This window comes from Pseudomonas sp. NPDC099000, assembly GCF_044759925.1.
Classification (GTDB): Bacteria; Pseudomonadota; Gammaproteobacteria; order Pseudomonadales; family Pseudomonadaceae; genus Aquipseudomonas.
In genome coordinates this window covers 1-21861 of the sequence record NZ_JBIWAF010000004.1, presented here as the reverse complement: position 1 = coordinate 21861, position 21861 = coordinate 1, and the positions used below count along the sequence as shown (strand labels likewise).

Sequence of the window (21861 nt, the reverse complement as noted above, 5' to 3'; positions counted from 1 at the left end):
GCTGGTAGACTCCGCCGCCATTATGATTCGACTTCAGAACCTGACTTTACAGCGTGGCCCGCAACGTCTGCTAGAAGACGCCGAGCTGACCCTGCACGCCGGCCACAAAGCCGGCCTCATCGGTGCCAACGGCGCCGGCAAATCGAGCCTGTTCGCCTTGATCCGGGGCGAACTGCACCCGGACTCGGGTGACTGCTTCTTGCCGGCCGACTGGCGCATCGCCCACATGCGTCAGGAAATCGAGACCCTCGAACGCCTGGCGGTCGACTACGTGCTCGATGGTGACCTGCGCCTGCGTGAGGTGCAACGCGACCTCGCGGCGGCCGAAGCATCGCATGACGGCGCGGCTCAGGCCCGCCTGCACTCGGAACTCGACAGCGCCGACGGCTACACCGCCGACGCGCGGGCTCGAAAGCTGCTGGCCGGCCTTGGGTTCACCAATGAGCAGATGGATCGGCAAGTAGGAGATTTCTCCGGTGGCTGGAGGATGCGTCTGAACCTGGCGCAGGCTTTGATGTGCCCCTCGGACCTGCTGCTGCTCGACGAACCGACCAACCACTTGGACCTCGACGCCATCATCTGGCTCGAAGAATGGCTGAAAAGCTATCCCGGCACCTTGCTGTTGATTTCCCACGACCGGGACTTCCTCGATGCCGTGGTCGATCACGTGGCCCACGTCGATCAGCGCAAGATCACCCTCTACCGCGGTGGTTACAGCGCCTTCGAACGTGCCCGTGCCGAACGCCTGGCCCAGCAACAGCAGGCCTACGAGAAGCAGCAGGCGCAACGTGCGCACATGGAAAGCTACATCGCCCGCTTCAAGGCCCAGGCCACCAAGGCCCGTCAGGCCCAGAGCCGGATCAAGGCGCTGGAGCGGATGGAGGAGCTGTCCGCCGCCCACGTCGATTCGCCGTTCGACTTCGTCTTCCGCGAATCGCAGAAAATCTCCAGCCCGCTGATCGACCTGTCGGACGCTCGCCTGGGTTATGGCGACAAAGCCGTGCTGGAGAAGGTCAAGCTGCAACTGACCCCCGGCGCGCGGATCGGCTTGCTCGGCCCGAACGGCGCCGGTAAGTCGACCCTGATCAAAAACCTCGCCGGTGAACTCTCGCCGTTGGCCGGTCGCCTGACCCGTGGCGAGAACACCGTCGTGGGCTACTTCGCCCAGCATCAGCTGGATTCCCTCGATTCCAAGGCCAGCCCGTTGCTGCACTTGCAGCGCCTGGCACCGACCGAACGCGAACAAACCCTGCGCGACTTCCTCGGCGGTTTCGACTTCCGGGGTGCGCGCATCGATGAGCCGGTGCTGAATTTCTCCGGTGGCGAAAAGGCCCGTCTGGCCTTGGCGCTGATCGCCTGGGATCGGCCGAACCTGTTGCTGCTCGACGAACCGACCAACCACCTGGACCTGGAAATGCGCCTGGCGCTGACCATGGCCCTGCAGGAATTCAGTGGCGCCGTGCTGGTGGTCTCCCACGATCGTCATCTGCTCAAAAGCACCACCGATAATTTCTATCTGGTGGCCGACGGCAAGGTCGAGGAGTTCGACGGCGACCTGGAAGACTACGCCCGCTGGCTGGTCGACTACCGTCAGCGCAATGCCCCGGTCAGCAACACCCCGGTCAACCCGGACAAGACCGACAAGAAAGCCCAGCGCCAGGCCGCTGCTGCGTTGCGTCAGCAACTGGCACCGCACAAGCGTGAGGCTGACAAGCTCGAAGCCGAGTTGGGCAAGCTGCACGAGAAACTGGCGAAGATCGATACCAGCCTCGGCGACAGCGACATTTACGAACCGGCGCGCAAGAACGATTTGCGCGATCTGCTGGCTGAACAGGCCAAGTTGAAGGTGCGTGAAGCCGAACTTGAAGAAGCCTGGATGGAAGCCCTGGAACTGCTCGAAAGCATGCAGGCGGAGCTGGAGGCGCTGTCCTGATGGAAGCGTTCAAGCTGCCGCTGCCGGCGGGGTGGGGCGAGCCGATCTGGTTCGCCGCACAAATCCTGCTGATCCTGTTGGCGGGTTACTTGGCCCAACGCTTCGTCGCTAAATGCCTGACTCGTCTTGGCGAGCGCTACCCGTTTCCACCGCAACTGCTGATGCCGCTGCGCGGCGGTTTGCGCTGGTTGATCATGGGCAGTGCGCTGATTTTCGTGTTGGAACGCCTCGGGGTTTCGGCCACGGTGCTCTGGACCGCGTTGTCCGGTTTTGTCGCGGTCGCGGCGGTGGCGTTTTTCGCCATGTGGAGCGTGCTCTCCAACCTGCTCTGCGCGATCCTGATCTTCACCGTCGGCCCGTTCCGCATCGGTGACGTCGTCGAGTTGGTGGACACCACCGACAAGCCCGGCGTCAAAGGTCGGGTGATGGCGATCAATCTGCTTTACACCACGCTGATTGAAGCGGAAGAACTCGGCACCGGCAGCGCCATGGTGCAAGTGCCCAACAGCCTGTTCTTCCAGCGTTCGGTTCGACGCTGGCGCGGCACGGATGTGTTTCCGTTGAGCGGGATCGAAAAGTAAGCCTTCTGTTGCCTGATGTACCGCTATCGCGGGCAAGCCCGCTCCCACAGGTTTTTGGGTTGGATTGCAGATTTGTGATCAGCCAGGATCCGTGTGGGGGCGGGCTTGCCCGCGATAGCGGCGTGTCTGACGACGAACTCTTCAAGCCAGACACCCGGGTCGGCAACCACAACATCCCTCAAAAATCGGTAGTCATGCGCCCAAAGCCGCATTAGCTTAGACGTCTGTCACGAGTCTGAGTCGAGGTGTGCAATGGAGCTTCAAACATGGCTGGCGTTTTTTGCCGCCTGCTGGGTGATCAGTCTGTCTCCCGGTGCCGGCGCCATTGCGTCGATGTCCAGCGGTCTGCAATACGGTTTCTGGCGCGGTTACTGGAACGCCCTGGGCCTGCAACTGGGCCTGGCGGTGCAGATCGCGATTGTCGGCGCCGGTGTGGGCGCGATTCTCACGGCATCAGCCACCGCTTTTTACGCGATCAAATGGTTCGGTGTGGCGTACCTGGTTTACCTCGCGATCAAGCAATGGCGTGCGCTGCCCAGCGACATGAGCGACGACGCGGCAGTGCGTCAGATCGGCAAGCCTCTGGCTTTGGTGTTCCGTGGATTCCTGGTCAACATCAGCAACCCCAAGGCGCTGGTGTTCATGCTGGCCGTGTTGCCGCAGTTCATTGATCCCCACGCGCCGCTGTTGGCTCAATACCTGATCATTGGCGTGACCATGGTCTGCGTCGACCTGATCGTCATGGCCGGGTACACCGGGTTGGCATCGAAGGTACTGCGCCTGTTGCGCACGCCCAAGCAGCAAAAACGCATGAACCGCACGTTTGCCGGGCTGTTCATCGGTGCGGCGGCGTTTATGGCGACATTGCGCAAAGCTGCGGTGTAAACCTCTCAAGGAAGACGCGATCCATTGTGGCGACGGGGTTTACCCCCGTTCGGCTGCGAAGCAGTCGTAAAACCGGCAACCGAGGTTTACCTGATGCATCGATATTGCTGGGATTGGGGCCGCTTCGCGACCCAACGGGGGCAAGCCCCCTCGCCACATTGGAATGTCAGCCTGGATATCAGCGCAGGATGACCGGCGCCGTATCCGGCGGCAGGTCATTGCGTGGCTGCGGTTGCCCTGAGGGCACATAACTGCCATCCCCGAGCTGTTCGCTCAACTGGCGAGCGACGTCCTCGCCCAACGACCTCGACACGTCCCGCACTACCCGTGGCCGGTTGAGCGAAACGTGGATATCCCGATCATTCACCAGTTTGGTGTCCTGCGCTTCGCCCATGGCCGTGAACGCCGAGGTGATCTCGTAGGTGTTGGTGTTGATCAGGCTGAAATCCGCCACCAGGGTCAGTGCCAGCACCGCCGAGTAGCTGTCGGTGTTGGCCAGCTCATTCATGTCCTGGGTGAAGTCGATGTCCGACAGCGTGCCGAACAGCACGTAGTCGGCACCTTTGAAGTGGCCGGCCTTGATGCGTTTGATCACATCGTACACATCGCTTTTGGCGCCCGCAGTGTAGGGCGTGCCCTGGATCAGCTGGAACATCCCGGTCTTGAGCATCTGGCCTTTGATGTCACCGCTGAATCGGCGGATCTCGGTCTGTTCCAGGTAGCTGTTCTGCGTGGTGTATTCGTCGTAACTGGACGAGCCACTGGCGCCGTAATAGTCCTGCTGCTGATTGTCCCGGGCCGAGATCACGTGGACGTATTGATCCACGCTGGCCTCGTAGGCGAGGTCGGTGACAGCGATTTTCGGGGCCGCCTGTACGCCAACGGCGCAGGCCAGGGCCATGATGCCAATCCATGCACGCATTGCTTAGCGCTCCGTAGTCTTGCGGATTTCTTTCTCGTCCATCCACTCGGCCAGCCCGCTTTCGACATCGATCAACTGCAGACTGAATTTGTAGAAGACATCCTTGTAATCGTTGCTGCGTTTGACGATGGAGCTGATCGAGCCTTCCAGACGATAACGGGCGGCGATCATGTTGCCGGTTTTGGCCACCGTGCTCTTCTTGTACAGACCGCTCTGGTTTTGCAATTTCAGATGGTCGACCTGGCTCTGCATGTCTGTATTGTCGCTGGCAAAGCGCGCGGTGCCGGAACGCATCAGCTGGGTCTTGATCGACGTGGTGATTTCCCGGGTGTCGATGTATTCGCTGGTCTTGTTCATCACGTCGTACACCTGAACCACCGGGCGGCCCTTCAGAACGCCGGACTGGGCGAGGGAACGGGTCATGCTTTCCGCGATCATCTGCAGGTCGGTCGAGCCGAACTCGTTGGTCACCAGTTCCACGGCTTTCGGGTCGCCATAGCTGATGTTGCCGCTGCCCAATACCGGCGAGCGGTTTTCGGCGCAGCCACCGATCAGCAACGCGGTCAGGGTCAGGAACGTAGCGCGTAGAAACATGGGCGAGGTCTCAAAGGGGCGGTTCACGGCGTATTGATCTCCAGGCGGAAATCCACGGCTTGGGGCACGGGGGCGATGGCCGGTAGAAAACTGGTCTGCTCGGCATACAGGGTCAGGCTTTTCCAGGTGTCGGCGTCGGCCACCGCAAAACCTTCCGCCCCCAGCCAAAGATAGCGGTAATAGAGCGTTCGGTTGCGGGTATCCGTGTTGCTCAGCTGCGTGTTGACTGTCAGGAAACCGTTTTCCCTGGCCATGCGCATCGGGCCGATGGCCACGTTCTCGATCGGTCCGGTGGCCAGGACTTTGCTGGCGGCACTGCCCGGTTCCGGCGGAGGTGGCGGGGTGGCGCAACCGGCCAACAAGGCCAGCGCGACAATGGCGAAGCATTTCAATCCCATGAAAATCTCCGTTCAGGGTTGGGCAGGGCTGATGGCAGCCTGCGGTGCGGGAAGGGTGTCGAGCTGCAGGGCGACATCGGCGGCGAATCGGCGGTTACCCACCGCGCGCAGGCTGAAGGCTTGATGTGTCTGATCCACCTTGAACTTGACCGGAGTTGCGTCCGGCGCGTTGGGCAGCGTCAGTTGGTGCTGGCCTTTTTTGAGTCGCAGGCGGGCAACCAGTGCCTTGTCCGGCAACGTGCGCCAGCCGCGGGTGTCGGCATCTTCGCGTTGAAGCTGCTGCAGGATCGTTTCCTCAAGTTTCTCGGGCCTGTGTTTTTTCAGATAAGCCAGGTATTCGACATTGGATCGCGCGCGATGGAGCGTGCGTTGAATAATGCCCGGCATGTCGTCGCGCAAGGTACGTCGCGACATGTCGCCGAAGCTGTTGAGCAAGGTCAGCTTGTGTTTTTTGCCATCCACCGTGACGAAGTCCACAAGCGGCGTGGACGTGTCGGGGATGAGGATCGGGAACGACATGTTCGTGATATAGGTTTCGCCGTCGACGTCTACTGAAATCGGCACGCGCACCGAACTGCGCGCCGGTGCGAGGCCGGTTTGCACGATCAGCAGAACGTCGACCTCGCCGGCCTTCAACGGGGATTTGGCCAGGTTGCGCAAGGCTTGTTCGAGCAGCGGCGTATTGGGGCGCAGTTCGATGGCCTGGCGATAGCCCGGCGCGGCGAGGTCTTTCTCGTTCAGCGATTCATAAATGAAACCGGCGAGGTAATGGCTGAATGCACTCTGGTAGCTGTTCTTCAGCGCGATCACTTCGGGGGCGTCGAGGGTCGCTACCGGGTAACCCTGAAGGTCCTGGAATTTCAACGCGACCCCTTGTTCCTTCGCCTGGTTTTCCATTTCGAGGTATTGCTTGTCACGCTTGCCGGCAATGGTTGCTTCGCGCTCGTGGGTTTTCTTGATCATGACGCGCGCCAGTTCCGTTTCAGAGCCGGAGAGCAGCATCAGGGCCATTTGCGTGGTCAGGGCGACTCTCTCGAAATCGTAGCCATCGTATAAGCGCACCTTGTCGTTGGCGCTGTAACTGTTGAACTCGGTGAATTTTTTGAAGGGGACGAACATGGGCGAATTGTCCCACCCTTCGATCAACCGGTCGGCGTAGTCCCAATGTTGATAACTGTCGGGGAAATTGCCAGTGAGGCGCAGCAATTCGCCTTTTTCGAAGTGGTAAAGCAGGTCGCCGGGGGGAATGGGATTGTTGCGGTCGAGCACGGCAACCGCGCCATCGAGTTGCCCGGCCTTGAAATAATCGAGTGTCTCGTTCAGTTCCGCGTTGTAGTCACGCAGGGTGGGGCAGCCGCTCAGTAGCAAGCATGCACTGAGTAAAAACATGAAGCGCAGGCGGGTAGCCATTTGCTGTGTGTCTTCCTTGAAGATAAGCCGCCATGAGGCGGCAAATTATAGACTTGGATGATGGCACTTTGTTCCTGCACTCCAGCGGCGACCGCAGACAAAGCTTGAGTGAAAGTCATTGGAAGTGAACAATGTGTTACTTCGTATTTCCAATTGAGATTCATTCATGACTGCCCCGTCCCGTTTCCTGGCCTGGCTGGTGTTGCCGCTGTTTGCCATGTGCAGTTTCAATCTGTTGGCCGACACCGTGGAAGGCGCGCCGCAAGCCCTGCATTTGCTCGATTACATTGGCGCGGACTACCCGCAGACGGTGCGAGGGGGCAAGGTCATCGACGACTCCGAGTATCGCGAGCAGCTGGAATTCATCAAGGTGTTGCAAGGCTTGATCGCTGCGATGCCGGCCAAGCCGGAAAAACCCGCGCTGGAGCAGGGCGTCAGCACGCTGCTCAATGCCATCGCTGCCCGTCAGGACGGCGCGGACGTGGCCCGTCAGGCTCGCCAACTCGGTGCGAAACTGGCCGTGACCTATGAAGTCAGTCAGGCGCCGATCATCACCCCGGATCCGACCCGTGGTGCACCGCTTTACGCCCAGCACTGCTCGGTCTGCCACGGCGATACGGGGGCCGGTGACGGTCCGGCGGGTGTCGGTCTGACGCCGCCGCCGGCCAATCTGCGTGACACGGCGCGCCTGGATCACCTGAGCCTCTACGCGATCTACAGCACCTTGGGCCTGGGCGTCGAAGGCACGGACATGCCGGCCTTCGCAGATCAACTTGACGATCGTCAGCGTTGGGACCTGGCGACCTATATCGCCAGTTTCAGCGCCGATCCGGCCGTAGCCAAATCCGAAAAAACCTACAACATCGCCGACCTGACGCGTCAGACGCCGGCCGAAGTGCAGGCTGCCGATGGCCCGCAAGCCGCCGCGACGTTCCGTGCGCAGCGGGCGCAACCGCCGCAGGTCAAGCGTGGCCCGGCGCAGTTGCTCGACTACACCGCGGCAACCCTGGACAAAAGCCTCTTGGCCTACCGTGCCGGCGATCACGATCAAGCCTATGACTTGTCGGTGGCGGCTTATCTGGAAGGCTTCGAGTTGGTCGAGAGCTCGCTGGACAACGTCGACGCCAACGTGCGCAAGGACACCGAAAAGTCCCTGATGGCTTACCGTCAATCGTTGCAGGACGGTTTGCCGGTGGCCCAGGCCCAGCAGCGTCTGGACGCAGCCAAGGCCAAGTTGAAGGAGTCCGCCGGGTTGCTGGGCAGCGACGGCTTGAGCTGGTCCCTGAGCTACATCTCCGGGTTGCTGATTTTGCTGCGCGAAGGCCTGGAAGCGATTCTGGTGCTGGCGGCGATCCTGGCGTTCCTGCGCAATACCGGCCAGCAGTCGGCGGTGCGCAGCGTCAACGTCGGTTGGGGCCTGGCGTTGCTGGCGGGTCTGGCAACCTGGGCACTGGCGGCGTACGTGATCGATGTCAGCGGTTCGCAGCGTGAATTGCTGGAAGGTGCGACGGCACTGTTTGCCGCCGTCATGGTGCTCTGGCTCGGCGTGTGGATGCACGACCGTCGCCATGCGGCGGCATGGCAGGACTACATCAAGAGCAGCCTGGTGGGCGGCGGTGGACGCTTCGGCTTTGCGACGCTGGCGTTTTTCTCGGTGTATCGCGAGCTATTCGAGGTGATTCTGTTCTACGAAACCCTGTGGCTGCAGGCGGGGCCTGCGGGGCATAACGCAGTGTTGGCCGGTGGCGCAACGGCGCTGGTGTTGTTGGTCGGGCTGGCGTGGGTGATCCTGCGCGGCTCGCAGAAACTGCCGCTGTCGTTGTTCTTCAGCATCAACGCCGGTCTGCTGTGCGCGCTGTCGGTGGTGTTCGCCGGGCATGGCGTGAAGGCATTGCAGGAAGCCGGGATCTTCGGCACGCGGCCGGTACCGTTCTTTGACTTCGACTGGCTGGGGATTCACGCGGATGCGTATTCGCTGAGTGCTCAGGCGGTGGCGATCATTGCGATTATCGTGCTGTATGGCCGTAGCTGGATGGCGGAGAAGCGGCGGGTGCAGGTTTCTTAAAAGGCATTCGCTTCGCTCATAATCGCGAGCAGGCTCACTCCCACAGGATTGCGTATAACCTGTGGGAGCGAGCTGGCTCGCGATTTTTTTTGGAAGAGGTAAAAACAATGCGTGTCTGGATCGATGCCGACGCCTGCCCACGGGCGGCCAAGGATCTGGTGGTGAAATTCGCCCTCAAGCGTCAGTACGAAGTGGTGCTGGTGGCGGGGCAGCCGCAGATCAAACCGGGTCTGGCCCTGGTGAAGTTGATCGTGGTGCCAAGCGGTCCGGATGCCGCCGATGACTATCTGGTGGAACACGCGGTGCCGGGTGAACTGGTGATTTGCAGCGATGTGCCGCTGGCCGATCGGCTGGTGAAAAAGGGCGTTGCAGCGCTGGACCCACGGGGCAAGGAATTCGATGCGCAGAACATGGGCGATCGGTTGGCGGTGCGTAACCTGTTCACCGATCTGCGTGAACAGGGCCAGATGAGCGGCGGGCCGGCGCCGTTTGGTGAGCGCGAGAAGCAGGCGTTCGCCAATGCGCTGGACCGGATACTCACGCGGCTGACCCGCAAACCCTGAGCCTTGCAAAGCACCCTGTAGAGCGAGCCGGCTCCGGGCGGCGTTCCGACGATTGCGCCAGCACATTCAACATTGATGTCGACAGACTAACCGCTATCGTGAGCAGGCTCACTCCCACAATTTGACCGCGTTAAGCGTCATTCTCGTGGGTCAGCTCGAGCACGCGGTCGACCAGTTTGTTGATCCCCGATGCGGCTTCACTGATGCTCTGCGCCAGCATGTAGGCCGGGGTGCAGACCAGTTTACGGGCTTTGTCTTCGACAATGTCGCTCACCGCGCACTCCTTGTGGGTGGCGCCCATCTTGTTCATGGCGGCGGCGGTATCGGCGTCGTTGCCGATGGTGCAGGTCACGCCCGGGCCATAGATTTTCGCCGCCAGCGCTGGCGAAATGCAGATCAACCCCACCGGTTTGCCCGCTTCGGCAAACGCTTCGGTCAGTGCCAGGACATCCGGTTGAACCGTGCAGCCGGCGCCTTCGATGGCGAAGTTCGACAGGTTCTTGGCCGCGCCGAAACCGCCGGGCACGATCAGTGCGTCGAAGTCTTCTACGCTGGCCTCACGAATGTCCTTGATGTTGCCCCGGGCAATCCGCGCCGATTCCACCAGCACGTTGCGCGACTCGGGCATTTCGTCGCCGGTCAGGTGATTGATCACATGCAATTGCGAGATATTGGGGGCAAAGCACTGCACCTCGGCGCCACGCTGGTCCAGACGCAGCAAGGTAATCACGCTTTCATGGATCTCGGCGCCGTCGTACACGCCACAGCCGGAAAGGATCACTGCAATTTTTTTGCTCATGGGTTTTTCTCCAGATTCATGGCGTTAAATGTCCACTAATTTGTCACTCGTTGCCATAGGGTTAATTCGCGGCTACACCTAGCATCTGTCCTCAAGATTCCGATCAGGGCGCGTCAATGGACTTCATTCTGTATGCGGTGCCGTTTTTCTTTGTGCTGATTGCCGTCGAGCTGCTGGCGGACCGTTGGCGCGGGTTGAGCAATTATCGCCTGGCGGATGCGATCAACAGCATCAGCACCGGGGTGTTGTCGACCACCACGGGCCTGTTGACCAAAGGCGTCGGCCTGGTGACCTATGCGTTTGCCCTCAAGCATCTGGCGCTGTTCGAACTGTCGGCCGACAGCGTCTGGGTCTGGGTGTTTGCCTTCGTTCTCTATGACTTCTGCTACTACTGGCTGCACCGCATGGGCCATGAGCGCAACATCCTCTGGGCCGCGCACTCGGTGCACCACCAGAGTGAGGACTACAACCTCTCCACGGCCCTGCGCCAGACCAGTACCGGTTTCCTGCTGAGCTGGATTTTCTACCTGCCGATGGCGGTGTTCGGCGTGCCGCTGTTGGTGTTCATCAGCGTCGCCGCGCTGAACTTGCTCTATCAATTCTGGGTGCATACCAAACACATTCCCAAGCTCGGCTGGTTCGAGTGGTTCTTCGTCACGCCGTCCAATCATCGGGCTCACCATGCACAGAACGCTCTTTACATGGATCGCAACTACGGCGGGGTGTTCATTATTTGGGACCGTCTATTCGGCTCGTTCCAGGAAGAGGACGACAACGAACCGGTGATTTTCGGCGTGACCACGCCGTTGGCGAGCTGGAATCCGTTGTGGGCGAACGTGCAGTTTTACGCGCAGCTTTGGGATGACGCGCGACGGGCTGAAAGCAAATGGGACAAGCTGCGGATCTGGTTCATGCGCACCGGTTGGCGGCCGGCGGATGTGGCGGCCCGCTACCCGATGAACAAACCGGACCTGAGTCAGTTCCGCAAATTCGAGGTGCCGCTGGACGGGCGTCAGCAGGTCTATGTGGCGTTGCAGTTCTGCGTCTACATCGCGCTGGGCAGCTACTTGATGAACCTTGAGCCTCGTTTGCCGACCGCCGCGCTGGCGTTGGGCTGGGGCGCGGTGGCGTTGGGCCTGTTTACGTTGGGCATGGCCCTGGAGAATCGCCCGCAGGCAGTGAGGCTGGAGCTGCTGCGGCTGGCATCGAATGTGCCGCTGGTGTGGCTGGCGCCGGTGGTCGGGCTGTGGCCGGCCAGCGCGGTGGGCTGGATCGGCCTGCTCAGCTACAGCCTGCTCAGCGGCATCGGTCTCTACTGTTGCAGGGACCGCTTCACTCGATTGGCGTCTTAGTCTCGGCGGTCTTGGCCAGCTCGGCTTGCTCGTCGGCGTAGATCTTCTTCGCCAGACGGGCATTCTTGAAGCGCCGGCGCAGCCACAGGCCCAGGCCCAACAGCAACAGGGCGCCGAGCACCCACAGCTCGTACTTCTTGACGCTGCCCAGCATGCCTTCCAGCACCGCGCCGAAGTGATACGCCGCTGCGGCCAGTGCGGCCGCCCAGATCGCGGCACCAATCCCGTTGAGCAGCAGATAACGCCCCGGCGGATATCCCGACAGGCCGATCGCCACCGGCATGACCGTGCGCAATCCATAGACGAAGCGGAAGCTCAGCACCCAGATGTCCGGGTGTTTGCGGATATGTTCCAGCGCCCGGTCACCCATCATTTGCCAGCGTGGTTTGCGCGCGAGCAATTTGCGGCCGTGTTTGCGCCCGAGGAAATACCACAGCTGATCGCCGGCATAACTGCCACAGAACGCCACGATCGTGACGATCGTGATGTCCATGTATCCACGGAACGCGAGGAAGCCTGCGAGCACCAGGATGGTTTCGCCTTCGAAGAACGTGCCGAGAAAGAGGGCGAAGTAGCCGAATTCCTGAAGAAATTGTTGGAGCATTGTCTGGATGCTGGCGAAATGAACGCGCAGCCTAACCCTTCGGGCACATTCATGAAAGTGTCCAAATGTGTCTCGACGTGAACATTTCCTACAAGGACAATGGAATGCGACTACCTGTCGCGGGGGTGCACATAACTGTAATACCACGGTCATAATGGCCGCTTATAACTGTCACGCTCGCCCGTCAGCGCGGGCTCAGGAGTCTGCCGTGAGCTTTACCCCCGCCAACCGTTTGTTTCCTGCAACCCGCCTGCGTCGCAACCGTCGTGATGATTTCTCGCGTCGACTGGTCCGTGAAAACGTTCTGACCGTCGATGACCTGATCCTGCCGGTGTTCGTGCTGGACGGTGAAAACCGTCGCGAAGCGGTGGCGTCGATGCCGGGCGTCGAGCGCCTGACCATCGATCTGTTGCTCGAAGAAGCGGCCAAGTGGGTCGCGCTGGGGATTCCGGCGCTGGCGCTGTTCCCGGTCACGCCGCCGGAACTCAAGTCCCTGGACGCCGCTGAAGCCTGGAACCCGAACGGCATCGCCCAACGCGCCACCCGCGCCTTGCGTGCGCAGTTCCCGGAGCTGGGGGTGATCACCGACGTTGCGCTCGACCCGTTTACCACTCACGGTCAGGATGGCATCCTCGATGAAGAAGGCTACGTGCAGAACGACATCACCGTCGACGCACTGGTCAAGCAGGCGCTATCCCACGCCGAAGCCGGCGCTCAGGTGGTGGCCCCGTCGGACATGATGGACGGTCGCATCCAGGCGATCCGCGAAGCGCTGGAGCTGGCCGATCACGTCAATGTGCGGATCATGGCCTACTCGGCCAAGTATGCCAGCGCCTATTACGGCCCGTTCCGCGACGCGGTGGGTTCGGCGCTGAACCTGGGCAAGGCCAACAAGGCCTCTTATCAGATGGACCCGGCCAACAGCAACGAAGCCCTGCACGAAGTGGCGGCGGACTTGTCAGAAGGCGCGGACATGGTCATGGTCAAGCCAGGCATGCCGTATCTGGACATCCTCTACCGGGTCAAAGAAGAATTTAAAGTGCCGACCTTTGTTTATCAGGTCAGCGGTGAATACGCCATGCACATGGCGGCCATCCAGAATGGCTGGTTGAGTGAAGGGGTTATCCTCGAATCCCTGACCGCTTTTAAACGTGCAGGCGCTGATGGCATCCTGACTTACTTTGCCGTGCGTGCCGCTCAATTGTTACGAGAGCAGAAATAGCCCTCCCAGGAACATTCCATGAATACCGAAGGACTCACTGAAGTTGCCGTAAAAGAAGCTCAACCCGTGGTCGAGCACATCGCCGAGACCCCGCCGGAGCTGGAGCCCGCTCCACCCGCAGTGGCGGCCGAAACCGCAACAGCGGCACCGGCGATTGCCATTCCCGGTCTGGATGACAGCAGCCTGTATATCCATCGCGAGCTATCGCAACTGCAGTTCAACATCCGCGTGCTGGAACAGGCGCTGGATGAGTCCTACCCGTTGCTGGAGCGGCTGAAGTTTCTGCTGATCTTCTCCAGCAACCTGGACGAGTTCTTCGAGATTCGCGTGGCCGGCCTGAAGAAGCAGATCACCTTCGCCCGTGAACAGGCCGGGGCCGATGGCCTGCAACCGCATCAGGCCCTGGCCCGCATCAGCGAGCTGGTACACGGTCACGTCGACCGCCAGTACGCGATCCTCAATGACATTCTGTTGCCGGAACTGGAAAAACATCAGGTCCGCTTCATCCGTCGGCGTCATTGGACCACCAAGATCAAAACCTGGGTGCGCCGCTATTTCCGCGACGAGATCGCGCCGATCATCACCCCGATCGGCCTCGACCCGACGCACCCGTTCCCGTTGCTGGTGAACAAGAGCCTGAACTTCATCGTCGAGCTCGAAGGCATTGACGCCTTCGGCCGCGATTCCGGTCTGGCGATCATCCCCGCGCCACGTCTGCTGCCGCGCGTGATCAAGTTGCCGGAAGAAGTGGGCGGCGCGGGCGACAACTATGTGTTCCTGTCGTCGATGATCCACGCGCACGCCGATGACCTGTTCCAGGGCATGAAGGTCAAGGGCTGCTATCAGTTCCGCCTGACCCGAAACGCCGACCTCGCGGTCGATACCGAAGACGTGGAAGACCTGGCCCGCGCCCTGCGCGGCGAGTTGTTCTCCCGTCGTTACGGTGACGCGGTGCGCCTGGAAGTCGCCGACACCTGCCCGAAACTCCTGTCCGACTACTTGCTCAAGCAGTTCAACCTGCACGAGACCGAGCTGTATCAGGTCAACGGTCCGGTCAACCTGACCCGCCTGTTCAGCATCACCGGTCTGGACAGTCAGCGAGCGCTGCAATACACGCCGTTCACGCCGCAGATCCCGAAACTGCTGCAAAACAGCGAGAACATCTTCAGCGTGATCAGCAAGCAGGACATCCTGTTGCTGCACCCGTTCGAGTCATTCACCCCGGTGGTCGACCTGCTGCGCCAGGCTGCCAAGGACCCGCATGTACTGGCGGTCCGTCAGACCCTGTACCGCTCCGGCGCCAACTCGGAAATCGTTGATGCGCTGGTCGATGCCGCGCGTAACGGCAAGGAAGTCACTGCGGTGATCGAGTTGCGTGCGCGCTTCGATGAAGAGTCCAACCTGCAACTGGCCAGCCGTCTGCAAGCGGCCGGTGCGGTGGTTATTTACGGCGTGGTCGGCTTCAAGACCCACGCCAAGATGATGCTGATTCTGCGTCGCGAGGCCGGCGAGATCGTGCGTTATGCGCATTTGGGCACGGGCAACTACCACGCGGCCAACGCCCGTCTGTACACCGACTACAGCTTGCTGACCTCCGATGACGCCTTGTGCGAAGACGTCGGCAAACTGTTCAGCCAGCTGATCGGCATGGGTAAAACCCTGCGCATGAAGAAGCTGCTGCACGCGCCGTTCACGTTGAAGAAGGGCATGCTCGACATGATTGCCCGCGAAACCCAGTTCGCCCTCGACGGCAAACCGGCGCACATCATCGCCAAGTTCAACTCGCTGACCGATCCGAAGATCATCCGCGCACTGTACAAGGCCAGTCAGTCCGGGGTGCGTATCGATCTGGTGGTGCGCGGGATGTGCTGCCTGCGGCCGGGCATCGCCGGGGTCTCGCACAACATCCACGTGCGCTCGATCATCGGTCGCTTCCTGGAGCACACCCGGGTCTTCTACTTCCTCAATGGCGGCGAAGAGCAGATGTTCCTGTCCAGCGCCGACTGGATGGAGCGCAACCTCGACAAGCGCGTCGAGACCTGCTTCCCGGTGGAAGGCAAGAAGCTGATCATGCGGGTCAAGAAAGAGCTGGAGCTTTATCTCACGGATAACACCCACAGCTGGAGCCTGCAGGCGGACGGTCGCTACATCCGCAACACCCCGACGGGCAACCAGAACCCGCGCAGCGCGCAGGCGACCTTGCTGGAGCGGTTGGGCAGCCCGATTCTGGCCGTGCGCTAACCCACACGCTGCATAAAAAATGGCGATCCCTGCGGATCGCCATTTTTGTTTTCACCGTAGATTCTGTAGGAGCACAGCTTGCTGGCGAAGGCGTCAGTGAGATCGCCTTCGCCGGCAAGCCGTGCTCCTACAGAACCGTGTACGGCGAGCGTTTATCGGTGGATTATCGAACGTTAAGGACGAACCCGACGCGAGTCAGCCATTCCGCTTCAAGGGCGAAGTCGGCCTGGGTCAGTTGGTTTTCGTCCAGCCAGTCTTTCGGGAACAACACATCCAGGCTGTGGCCATTGGCTTGCAGCACGACCTGAGGCATTTCCTGGGTGCCACGGATGTGATGGAACAGGATCGCAAAGCGCAGCAGCACGCACAGGCGAATCAGCTTGATGCCGTCATCGCCGAAATCGGCAAACCGGTCCCGGGGAATATTGCGCCGGTGACCGCGCACCAATAGCGCAAGCATCAGTTGGTCTTCGCGGGAAAACCCGGCCAGGTCCGAGTGCTCGATCAGGTAGGCGCCGTGCTTGTGGTACTGATAGTGAGCGATGTCCAGGCCCACTTCATGGACCTTGGCTGCCCAGCCGAGCAGTTCGCGCCAGACGCCGTCATCCAGGTCCCAATCCTTGGCCACCTGATCGAAGGCATGCAGGGCTTTGCGTTCGACCCGCGCCGCTTGTTCCAGATCGACGTGATAACGCTCCATCAGCGAGCTGAGTGTGCGCTCACGCACGTCTTCATGATGATGACGGCCCAGCAGGTCGTAGAGCACGCCTTCGCGCAGGGCGCCTTCACAGTGATCCATGCGTTGCAGTTCGAGGGCGTCGAAGATCGCTTCGAGAATCGCCAGGCCGGCGGGGAAGATCGCGCGGCGGTCGGGCTTGATGCCTTCGAAGTCGATTTTCTCGACATCCCCCAGCTTGATCAGTTTGCGCTTGAGCCAGGCCAGACCTTCGGCGTTGACCTCGCCCGTGCCATGACCGCCAGCCTTCAGCGCCAGGCCGATCGCACGGATGGTGCCCGAGGAGCCGATGGCTTCATCCCACGTCAGGCGGTGCAGGGCGTGTTCGATGCTCATGATCTCCAGCCGCGCTGCGGTGTACGCCTGGGCGTAGCGGGCCGGGGTGATCTTGCCGTCCTTGAAATAGCGCTGGGTGTAGCTGACGCAGCCCATTTGCAGGCTTTCGCGCAGCAGCGGTTCGAAGCGCTGGCCGATAATGAATTCGGTACTGCCGCCGCCGATGTCGGCCACCAGGCGTTTGCCCGGAGTGTCGGCAAGGGTGTGGGACACGCCAAGGTAAATCAGGCGCGCTTCTTCACGACCGGAGATGACTTCCACCGAGTGACCGAGGATTTCTTCGGCGCGGTGGATGAACTCGGCACGGTTACGGGCTTCACGCAGGGCGTTGGTGCCGACGATCCGCACGGCGCCGGGCGGCATACCGTTGATCAGTTGGGCAAAACGTTTCAGGCAATCGAGCCCGCGCTGCATGGATTCTTCGTTGAGCTGACGCTCTTCGTCGATGCCGGCGGCCAACTGAACCTTCTCCCCGAGGCGCTCGAGAATACGGATTTCGCCGTTCTGGGCCTTGGCCACGACCATGTGAAAGCTGTTGGAGCCCAGGTCGATTGCGGCGATCAGGGACAGATTCTTGGCTTGGGATTGCGGCATGGTCATGGGTCTCGGTCGATAACCTCGACATCGTGCCACGATCAAACGCTGCCGCCAACGCGCAGCGTTCAAAGCCGATCGTTCCCACGCTCTGCGTGGGAATGCAGCCCGGGACGCTCTGCGTCCCAAAAGCGGACGTGGAGCGTCCGTTGAGGCATTCCCACGCGGAGCATGGGAACGATCAGGTGGTGTGTTCAACCGTCCCAATGAAGTTAGCCAACTCCGCCGTCTGCGGATTCGCAAACAAAATCTTCGGATCCCCCACCTCATGCACCTTGCCCTGATGCATGAACACCAACTTATCCCCAACCTCCCGGGCAAAACGCATTTCATGGGTGACCATGATCAGCGTCATCCCTTCTTTGGCCAGTTGCCGGACCACGCTCAGCACTTCATTGACCAATTCCGGATCCAGCGCCGAGGTGATCTCGTCGCACAGCAAAACCTTCGGTGACATCGCCAGGGCTCGGGCAATCGCGACCCGCTGTTGTTGCCCACCCGACAATCGATCCGGGAAGGCATCAAACTTCTCGCCCAGCCCGACCCGTTCCAACATCTCCCGCGCCAGTTCGGCCGCTTTGGCTTTCGGCACTTTCTGCACCACTTGCGGCGCGAGCATCACGTTCTCGCCCACGGTCAGGTGCGGGAACAGGTTGAACTGCTGGAACACCATCCCGACTTTCTGCCGCAGGCTGCGCAAATCGGCGCGGGCGGCGTCGAGGTATTCGCCGTCGACTTCAATCACGCCGTCGTTGATCGACTCCAGGCCATTGAGGGTGCGCAGCAAGGTGGACTTTCCCGAGCCGCTGCGGCCGATGATCGCCACCACCTGGCCTTCCTCGACGCTCAGGTCGATGCCTTTGAGCACATGGTGGTCGCCGTAATATTTATGCAGGGCGGAAATTCTAAGCAGAGGCATGCAGTCTCCTTTCCAGATAGCGCGCACTGAGGGACAAGGGGTAGCAGAGCAGGAAGTAACCGAGGGCCACGAGGCCGTAGACCATGAACGGTTCGAAGGTCGCGTTGGCGAGCATGCCGCCGGTCTTGGTCAGTTCGGTGAAGCCGATGATCGAGGTGACGGCGGTGCCTTTGACCACCTGCACCGAGAAGCCCAGGGTGGGCGCTACGGCGATGCGCAGTGCTTGCGGCAGGATCACATAGCGCAGTTGCTCCAGCGGGTTGAGCGCCAGGCTCGACGAGGCTTCCCACTGGCCGTTGGGAATCGAGTCAACGCAGCCGCGCCAGATTTCGGCCAGATAGGCGCTGGTGAACAGCGTCAGGGCGAGCGCGGCGGCCATCCACGGCGAAATCTCCACACCGGCCAGCGCCACGCCGAAGAACACCAGAAACAGCTGCATCAACAGCGGCGTGCCCTGAAACAGCTCGATGTAGGTGCGGGCAATGTTGCGCGCCCAAGGCTTTTTCGAGATGCGCATGACCATGATCAACAAACCGATCAGCCCGCCGCCGATAAACGCCACCAGCGACAGCGCCAGGGTCCATTGCAGGCCGGTGAGCAGGTTGCGCACGACGTCCCAGAAGGTGAAATCGCTCATTGGCTGCTCCTCGATAGGTAGCGACGGCCGATCCAGTTCAGTAGCTGGCGGATCAACAGCGCCATGCACAGGTACAGCAGCGTGGTCAGGGCATAGGTTTCAAAGGCGCGGAAGTTGCGCGACTGAATGAAGTTGGCAGCGAAGCTCAGCTCCTCGGTGGCGATCTGCGAGCAGACCGCCGAACCGAGCATGACGATGATGATCTGACTGCTCAGCGCCGGCCAGACCTTGCCCAGCGCCGGCAGCAGGATCACGTGGCGGAACGCTTCGAATCGGCTCATCGCCAAGGCAGCAGCGGCTTCCAGCTGTCCCCGGGGGATCGCTTGGATGCCGGCGCGGATGATCTCGGTCGAGTAGGCGCCGAGGTTGATCACCATCGCCAGCACCGCCGCCTGCCATTCGGAAATCTGCACGCCCAGTGATGGCAGGCCGAAGAAGATGAAAAACAGCTGCACCAGGAACGGCGTGTTGCGGATCAACTCGACGTAAACCGCGAAGATCGCCGAGAACGGGCGGATGTTCCACGCCCGCACCAGCGCCCCGACAATGCCCAGACCTACCCCGAGCACCGCACCGATGGCAGTCAGTTCAAGGGTGAATAGCGCGCCGCGCAGCAGCAGGTCGGTGTTTTGCACCACCGGCAGAAAGTCGAACTGATAGGCCATATCAAGTCTCCCGAGCGACGATCAGAGATCGGCCGGCAATGGCTCTTTTAGCCAGGTCTGGGAGTTTTTTTCCAGCGCGCCGTCGGTTTTGGCGGTGGCGAGGATCTGATTGACCTTGCCCAGCAGCGCCGGCTCGTTCTTGTTCACGCCGACGTAGACCGGCGAGTCCTTGAGCTTCACTTTCAGCGCGGGCACGCGTTTTGGATTTTTCTCGCTGATCGCCACCATCACCACGTTGCCGCTGGCGATCAGGTCGACTTGCCCGGCGAGGTAAGCGGCGATGGTCGAGTTGTTGTCTTCGAAGCGTTTGATGGTCACGCCTTCGGGAGCGACTTTGGTCAGCTCGATGTCTTCGATGGCGCCTCGGGTGACGCTGACGGTTTTACCCTTGAGGTCGTCCAGGCCTTTGATGTCGGCATCTGGCGGGCCGAACACGGCGAGGTAGAACGGTGCATAGGCGCTGGAGAAGTCGATGACTTTCTCGCGCTCGGGGTTCTTGCCCAGGCTGGAGATCACCAGGTCGACCTTGCCGGTGGTCAGGAACGGGATGCGGTTGGTGCTGTTGACCGGGGTCAGTTCAAGTTTGACCTTGAGTTGCTCGGCCAGCAGTTTGGCGGTGTCGATGTCGAGGCCGCGCGGTTTCATGTCCGGGCCGACCGAGCCGAACGGCGGAAAGTCCTGAGGTACGGCCACCTTGAGGACGCCGCGTTTGACCACATCCTCCAGGCCATCGGCATGAGCGGGGGCCTGGCTCAACATCAGGCTGGCAAACAGGGCAGTGAGCAGGGCGCTGTAACGCAGGGTCATGGCGAATCTCCGGATCGGCGAGGAATGAATTCTGCGGATCGACAGAGCACGGGCCATGCCAAGAAGCGGTTTTGGTGCCGCAGGCCACGGTTTTACTGGACTCCTTCGGTCTGACTGGTCTGAACAGTAGCGAGGCGTTTCGCACCCTCATGGCGCACCCGTGAAACATGCCGAACCCCCATGGGGCATGACTTGCCGAGGGCTGCGAATAGCTTTACAACTAGCCGCTCATTGTCCTGGTTCGTCTGAAAAAACCATGAATTCGATTTCCCGAGCCGTACCTGAAGTGGCGCTGCAAGCGATCCGTAAACTGATCACCGAGCAGGGTTTCGCGCCGGGCGATGCCTTGCCCTCGCAACGGGATTTGGCGGTGCAATTGGGGGTCAGTCGGGCGTCGCTGCGTGAGGCGCTGTCGTCATTGAGTGCGCTGGGCGTGATCAGCATCCAGCCGGGCAAGGGCGTGTTTGTGCAGTCGCCGGTTGATCTGCCGCGCGGCGATGCGGCACTGAGCTGGCCATTCGCGGCCCAGGCATCGCCGCTGGACATCTTCCAGTTGCGTTATGCCCTGGAAGGTTTTGCCGCCGGTTTGGCGGCGGTGACCCTGAGTACTCACGAGCTCGATGCACTGGAAGATAACGTGGCCGCCATGCGCATCGAATTGAAGGCCGGCGACTTCGAGGCGGCGGCGCGACTGGATTTCGATTTTCACCGACGCATTCTGCTGGCCAGCGGTAATCAGGCGATGCTGAGCATCCTCACGGCGAGCGCCGACATTTTTCTGGAGAGCCAGAAGCTACCGTTCATCCGGGCCGAACGCGCCATGGAAACCTGGCAGGAACACCGCAAAATCCTCCGCGCGCTGGCCCGGCGCTCGTCCGGTGCGGCACAGAAGGCCATGCAGGAACATGTGCGCAATGCCGCCCTGCGCACTGGAATTGCCTTCGTCGCTCCCGCCACCCCGTGACTTGAGCTATACCCAAAGTCATGCGGCACCATAGCGAGACTCAATCAACTGCACCTTCCTGAACGAGGGAAGGGCGGCTATGATGGGCCACGTTTTTTTGCTTACAACCTGGAGACTTCCATGAGCAGCGATCTTATTAAACACGTCACCGACGCTAGCTTCGACGTCGACGTCCTCAAGGCCGAAGGCGCTGTACTGGTCGACTACTGGGCTGAATGGTGCGGCCCTTGCAAAATGATCGCTCCTGTTCTGGACGAAATTGCTGAAACCTACAAAGGCAAACTGACCGTTGCCAAGCTGAACATCGACGAAAACCAGGAAACCCCGGCCAAGCATGGCGTGCGTGGTATCCCGACTCTGATGCTGTTCAAGAACGGCAACGTTGAAGCGACCAAGGTCGGCGCACTGTCGAAGTCGCAACTGGCTGCCTTCCTCGACGCCAACATCTAAGCGTTGTTATAAAGCGTCAAGAAAAGGCCCCGCATATTGCGGGGCCTTTTCGTTATTGAGGGCTAGACGCTCCGAAACTCAGGTGGTACATTCGGCCCCGCACTGGTTTCTCCATTGCCCCCTGCTAGCCGTCGCCGACGCACTCCTTTTCGAATAAGTACGCGATCCTGTCGCCTTCTCTGCG

Annotated in this window: 21 protein-coding genes; 10 read left to right on the top strand and 11 right to left on the bottom strand. The window is 60.8% G+C overall.

Translation table 11 applies throughout. The features are described 5' to 3' along the window. Positions 1 to 22: 22 nt before the first annotated feature. From ACIQV9_RS06955 to rhtB, 3 genes are all read left to right on the top strand, one after another. Positions 23 to 1933, top strand: coding sequence for an ATP-binding cassette domain-containing protein (locus ACIQV9_RS06955; protein ID WP_403099645.1), 1911 nt, complete (start codon positions 23 to 25; stop codon positions 1931 to 1933). Further along, entirely contained in the window at positions 1933 to 2514 is a 582-nt protein-coding gene (locus ACIQV9_RS06950) for a mechanosensitive ion channel domain-containing protein (protein ID WP_403099643.1), read from the top strand. The genes ACIQV9_RS06955 and ACIQV9_RS06950 overlap by 1 nt, the downstream gene beginning before the upstream one ends. A gap of 252 nt (positions 2515 to 2766) precedes the next feature. Further along, complete coding sequence (rhtB, locus tag ACIQV9_RS06945) at positions 2767 to 3399, top strand: homoserine/homoserine lactone efflux protein (protein WP_403099641.1); 633 nt, start codon at positions 2767 to 2769, stop codon at positions 3397 to 3399. A 178-nt stretch (positions 3400 to 3577) separates the two neighbouring features. Here rhtB and ACIQV9_RS06940 read toward each other — a convergent pair whose 3' ends face one another. Genes ACIQV9_RS06940 through ACIQV9_RS06925 form a run of 4 tightly spaced genes read right to left on the bottom strand, consistent with a single transcriptional unit; the run spans position 3578 to position 6723 of the window. Next, on the bottom strand, positions 3578 to 4321 hold the full coding sequence (locus ACIQV9_RS06940) for a penicillin-binding protein activator LpoB (protein WP_403099639.1): 744 nt from the start codon (positions 4319 to 4321) through the stop codon (positions 3578 to 3580). Between the two features lie 3 nt (positions 4322 to 4324). Then, entirely contained in the window at positions 4325 to 4915 is a 591-nt protein-coding gene (gene lpoB / locus ACIQV9_RS06935; RefSeq protein ID WP_403099638.1) for a penicillin-binding protein activator LpoB, read from the bottom strand. Between the two features lie 23 nt (positions 4916 to 4938). Then, positions 4939 to 5313 (bottom strand): YcfL family protein, encoded by a 375-nt coding sequence (locus ACIQV9_RS06930; protein ID WP_403099636.1) that lies wholly within the window; start codon positions 5311 to 5313, stop codon positions 4939 to 4941. A gap of 12 nt (positions 5314 to 5325) precedes the next feature. Continuing rightward, positions 5326 to 6723, bottom strand: coding sequence for a COG3014 family protein (locus ACIQV9_RS06925; RefSeq protein WP_403099634.1), 1398 nt, complete (start codon positions 6721 to 6723; stop codon positions 5326 to 5328). A 166-nt stretch (positions 6724 to 6889) separates the two neighbouring features. Between ACIQV9_RS06925 and ACIQV9_RS06920 the strand changes: the two genes are divergently transcribed. After that, entirely contained in the window at positions 6890 to 8788 is a 1899-nt protein-coding gene (locus ACIQV9_RS06920) for an FTR1 family protein (protein WP_403099632.1), read from the top strand. A gap of 107 nt (positions 8789 to 8895) precedes the next feature. Further along, positions 8896 to 9351, top strand: coding sequence for a YaiI/YqxD family protein (locus ACIQV9_RS06915; protein WP_403099630.1), 456 nt, complete (start codon positions 8896 to 8898; stop codon positions 9349 to 9351). Positions 9352 to 9481: 130 nt separating this feature from the next. On the opposite strand, the gene elbB is transcribed toward ACIQV9_RS06915, so the two are convergent. Further along, positions 9482 to 10150 carry an isoprenoid biosynthesis glyoxalase ElbB gene (gene elbB, locus ACIQV9_RS06910; protein WP_403099627.1) on the bottom strand — a complete coding sequence of 223 codons (669 nt, stop codon included), beginning with the start codon at positions 10148 to 10150 and terminating at the stop codon, positions 9482 to 9484. Positions 10151 to 10266: 116 nt separating this feature from the next. On the opposite strand from elbB, the gene ACIQV9_RS06905 reads away from it, so the two are divergent. Continuing rightward, positions 10267 to 11502, top strand: a complete 1236-nt coding sequence (locus tag ACIQV9_RS06905) for a sterol desaturase family protein (protein WP_403099624.1) — start codon at positions 10267 to 10269, stop codon at positions 11500 to 11502. On the opposite strand, the gene ACIQV9_RS06900 is transcribed toward ACIQV9_RS06905, so the two are convergent. Next, positions 11483 to 12106 carry a DedA family protein gene (locus ACIQV9_RS06900; protein ID WP_403099621.1) on the bottom strand — a complete coding sequence of 208 codons (624 nt, stop codon included), beginning with the start codon at positions 12104 to 12106 and terminating at the stop codon, positions 11483 to 11485. The genes ACIQV9_RS06905 and ACIQV9_RS06900 overlap by 20 nt on opposite strands. Positions 12107 to 12314: 208 nt before the next feature. Between ACIQV9_RS06900 and hemB the strand changes: the two genes are divergently transcribed. Next, the gene (gene hemB, locus ACIQV9_RS06895) at positions 12315 to 13328 is read left to right on the top strand and encodes a porphobilinogen synthase (protein ID WP_403099617.1); all 1014 of its coding nucleotides are present in this window, start codon (positions 12315 to 12317) and stop codon (positions 13326 to 13328) included. 18 nt (positions 13329 to 13346) lie between these two features. Then, on the top strand, positions 13347 to 15569 hold the full coding sequence (ppk1, locus tag ACIQV9_RS06890) for a polyphosphate kinase 1 (RefSeq protein WP_403099614.1): 2223 nt from the start codon (positions 13347 to 13349) through the stop codon (positions 15567 to 15569). Positions 15570 to 15732: 163 nt separating this feature from the next. Here the strand turns inward: ppk1 and ppx are convergent, their stop codons facing one another. The 5 genes from ppx to ACIQV9_RS06865 form a co-directional block, all read right to left on the bottom strand. Next, a complete protein-coding gene (gene ppx / locus ACIQV9_RS06885) occupies positions 15733 to 17235 on the bottom strand; it encodes an exopolyphosphatase (RefSeq protein ID WP_403099612.1) in 1503 nt (500 codons plus the stop codon). Between the two features lie 181 nt (positions 17236 to 17416). Beyond that, positions 17417 to 18154 (bottom strand): amino acid ABC transporter ATP-binding protein, encoded by a 738-nt coding sequence (locus ACIQV9_RS06880; RefSeq protein WP_403099610.1) that lies wholly within the window; start codon positions 18152 to 18154, stop codon positions 17417 to 17419. Further along, entirely contained in the window at positions 18141 to 18791 is a 651-nt protein-coding gene (locus ACIQV9_RS06875; RefSeq protein WP_403099608.1) for an amino acid ABC transporter permease, read from the bottom strand. Before ACIQV9_RS06875 ends, ACIQV9_RS06880 begins: the two co-directional genes overlap by 14 nt. Then, positions 18788 to 19456, bottom strand: coding sequence for an amino acid ABC transporter permease (locus ACIQV9_RS06870; protein ID WP_403099605.1), 669 nt, complete (start codon positions 19454 to 19456; stop codon positions 18788 to 18790). Before ACIQV9_RS06870 ends, ACIQV9_RS06875 begins: the two co-directional genes overlap by 4 nt. Positions 19457 to 19477: 21 nt before the next feature. Next, positions 19478 to 20263 carry a transporter substrate-binding domain-containing protein gene (locus tag ACIQV9_RS06865; RefSeq protein ID WP_403099602.1) on the bottom strand — a complete coding sequence of 262 codons (786 nt, stop codon included), beginning with the start codon at positions 20261 to 20263 and terminating at the stop codon, positions 19478 to 19480. Positions 20264 to 20519: 256 nt separating this feature from the next. Between ACIQV9_RS06865 and ACIQV9_RS06860 the strand changes: the two genes are divergently transcribed. Both ACIQV9_RS06860 and trxA read left to right on the top strand, forming a co-directional pair. Beyond that, a complete protein-coding gene (locus ACIQV9_RS06860; protein WP_403099599.1) occupies positions 20520 to 21227 on the top strand; it encodes a FadR/GntR family transcriptional regulator in 708 nt (235 codons plus the stop codon). 120 nt (positions 21228 to 21347) lie between these two features. After that, complete coding sequence (gene trxA, locus ACIQV9_RS06855; protein ID WP_008150340.1) at positions 21348 to 21677, top strand: thioredoxin TrxA; 330 nt, start codon at positions 21348 to 21350, stop codon at positions 21675 to 21677. Positions 21678 to 21861 lie beyond the last annotated feature (184 nt).

Excerpts from the sequence above, each read along its gene's own strand:
- lpoB (WP_403099638.1), bottom strand. The coding sequence starts at position 4,915 with ATGTTTCTACGCGCTACGTTCCTGACCCTGACCGCGTTGCTGATCGGT.
- ACIQV9_RS06920 (WP_403099632.1), top strand. The coding sequence starts at position 6,890 with ATGACTGCCCCGTCCCGTTTCCTGGCCTGGCTGGTGTTGCCGCTGTTT.
- ACIQV9_RS06950 (WP_403099643.1), top strand. The coding sequence starts at position 1,933 with ATGGAAGCGTTCAAGCTGCCGCTGCCGGCGGGGTGGGGCGAGCCGATC.
- ACIQV9_RS06940 (WP_403099639.1), bottom strand. The coding sequence starts at position 4,321 with ATGCGTGCATGGATTGGCATCATGGCCCTGGCCTGCGCCGTTGGCGTA.
- ACIQV9_RS06900 (WP_403099621.1), bottom strand. The coding sequence starts at position 12,106 with ATGCTCCAACAATTTCTTCAGGAATTCGGCTACTTCGCCCTCTTTCTC.
- ACIQV9_RS06925 (WP_403099634.1), bottom strand. The coding sequence starts at position 6,723 with ATGGCTACCCGCCTGCGCTTCATGTTTTTACTCAGTGCATGCTTGCTA.
- ACIQV9_RS06905 (WP_403099624.1), top strand. The coding sequence starts at position 10,267 with ATGGACTTCATTCTGTATGCGGTGCCGTTTTTCTTTGTGCTGATTGCC.
- trxA (WP_008150340.1), top strand. The coding sequence starts at position 21,348 with ATGAGCAGCGATCTTATTAAACACGTCACCGACGCTAGCTTCGACGTC.
- ppx (WP_403099612.1), bottom strand. The coding sequence starts at position 17,235 with ATGCCGCAATCCCAAGCCAAGAATCTGTCCCTGATCGCCGCAATCGAC.
- ACIQV9_RS06955 (WP_403099645.1), top strand. The coding sequence starts at position 23 with ATGATTCGACTTCAGAACCTGACTTTACAGCGTGGCCCGCAACGTCTG.
- ACIQV9_RS06915 (WP_403099630.1), top strand. The coding sequence starts at position 8,896 with ATGCGTGTCTGGATCGATGCCGACGCCTGCCCACGGGCGGCCAAGGAT.
- ACIQV9_RS06865 (WP_403099602.1), bottom strand. The coding sequence starts at position 20,263 with ATGACCCTGCGTTACAGCGCCCTGCTCACTGCCCTGTTTGCCAGCCTG.
- ACIQV9_RS06875 (WP_403099608.1), bottom strand. The coding sequence starts at position 18,791 with ATGAGCGATTTCACCTTCTGGGACGTCGTGCGCAACCTGCTCACCGGC.
- elbB (WP_403099627.1), bottom strand. The coding sequence starts at position 10,150 with ATGAGCAAAAAAATTGCAGTGATCCTTTCCGGCTGTGGCGTGTACGAC.
- rhtB (WP_403099641.1), top strand. The coding sequence starts at position 2,767 with ATGGAGCTTCAAACATGGCTGGCGTTTTTTGCCGCCTGCTGGGTGATC.
- ACIQV9_RS06880 (WP_403099610.1), bottom strand. The coding sequence starts at position 18,154 with ATGCCTCTGCTTAGAATTTCCGCCCTGCATAAATATTACGGCGACCAC.
- ACIQV9_RS06870 (WP_403099605.1), bottom strand. The coding sequence starts at position 19,456 with ATGGCCTATCAGTTCGACTTTCTGCCGGTGGTGCAAAACACCGACCTG.
- ACIQV9_RS06930 (WP_403099636.1), bottom strand. The coding sequence starts at position 5,313 with ATGGGATTGAAATGCTTCGCCATTGTCGCGCTGGCCTTGTTGGCCGGT.
- ppk1 (WP_403099614.1), top strand. The coding sequence starts at position 13,347 with ATGAATACCGAAGGACTCACTGAAGTTGCCGTAAAAGAAGCTCAACCC.
- ACIQV9_RS06860 (WP_403099599.1), top strand. The coding sequence starts at position 20,520 with ATGAATTCGATTTCCCGAGCCGTACCTGAAGTGGCGCTGCAAGCGATC.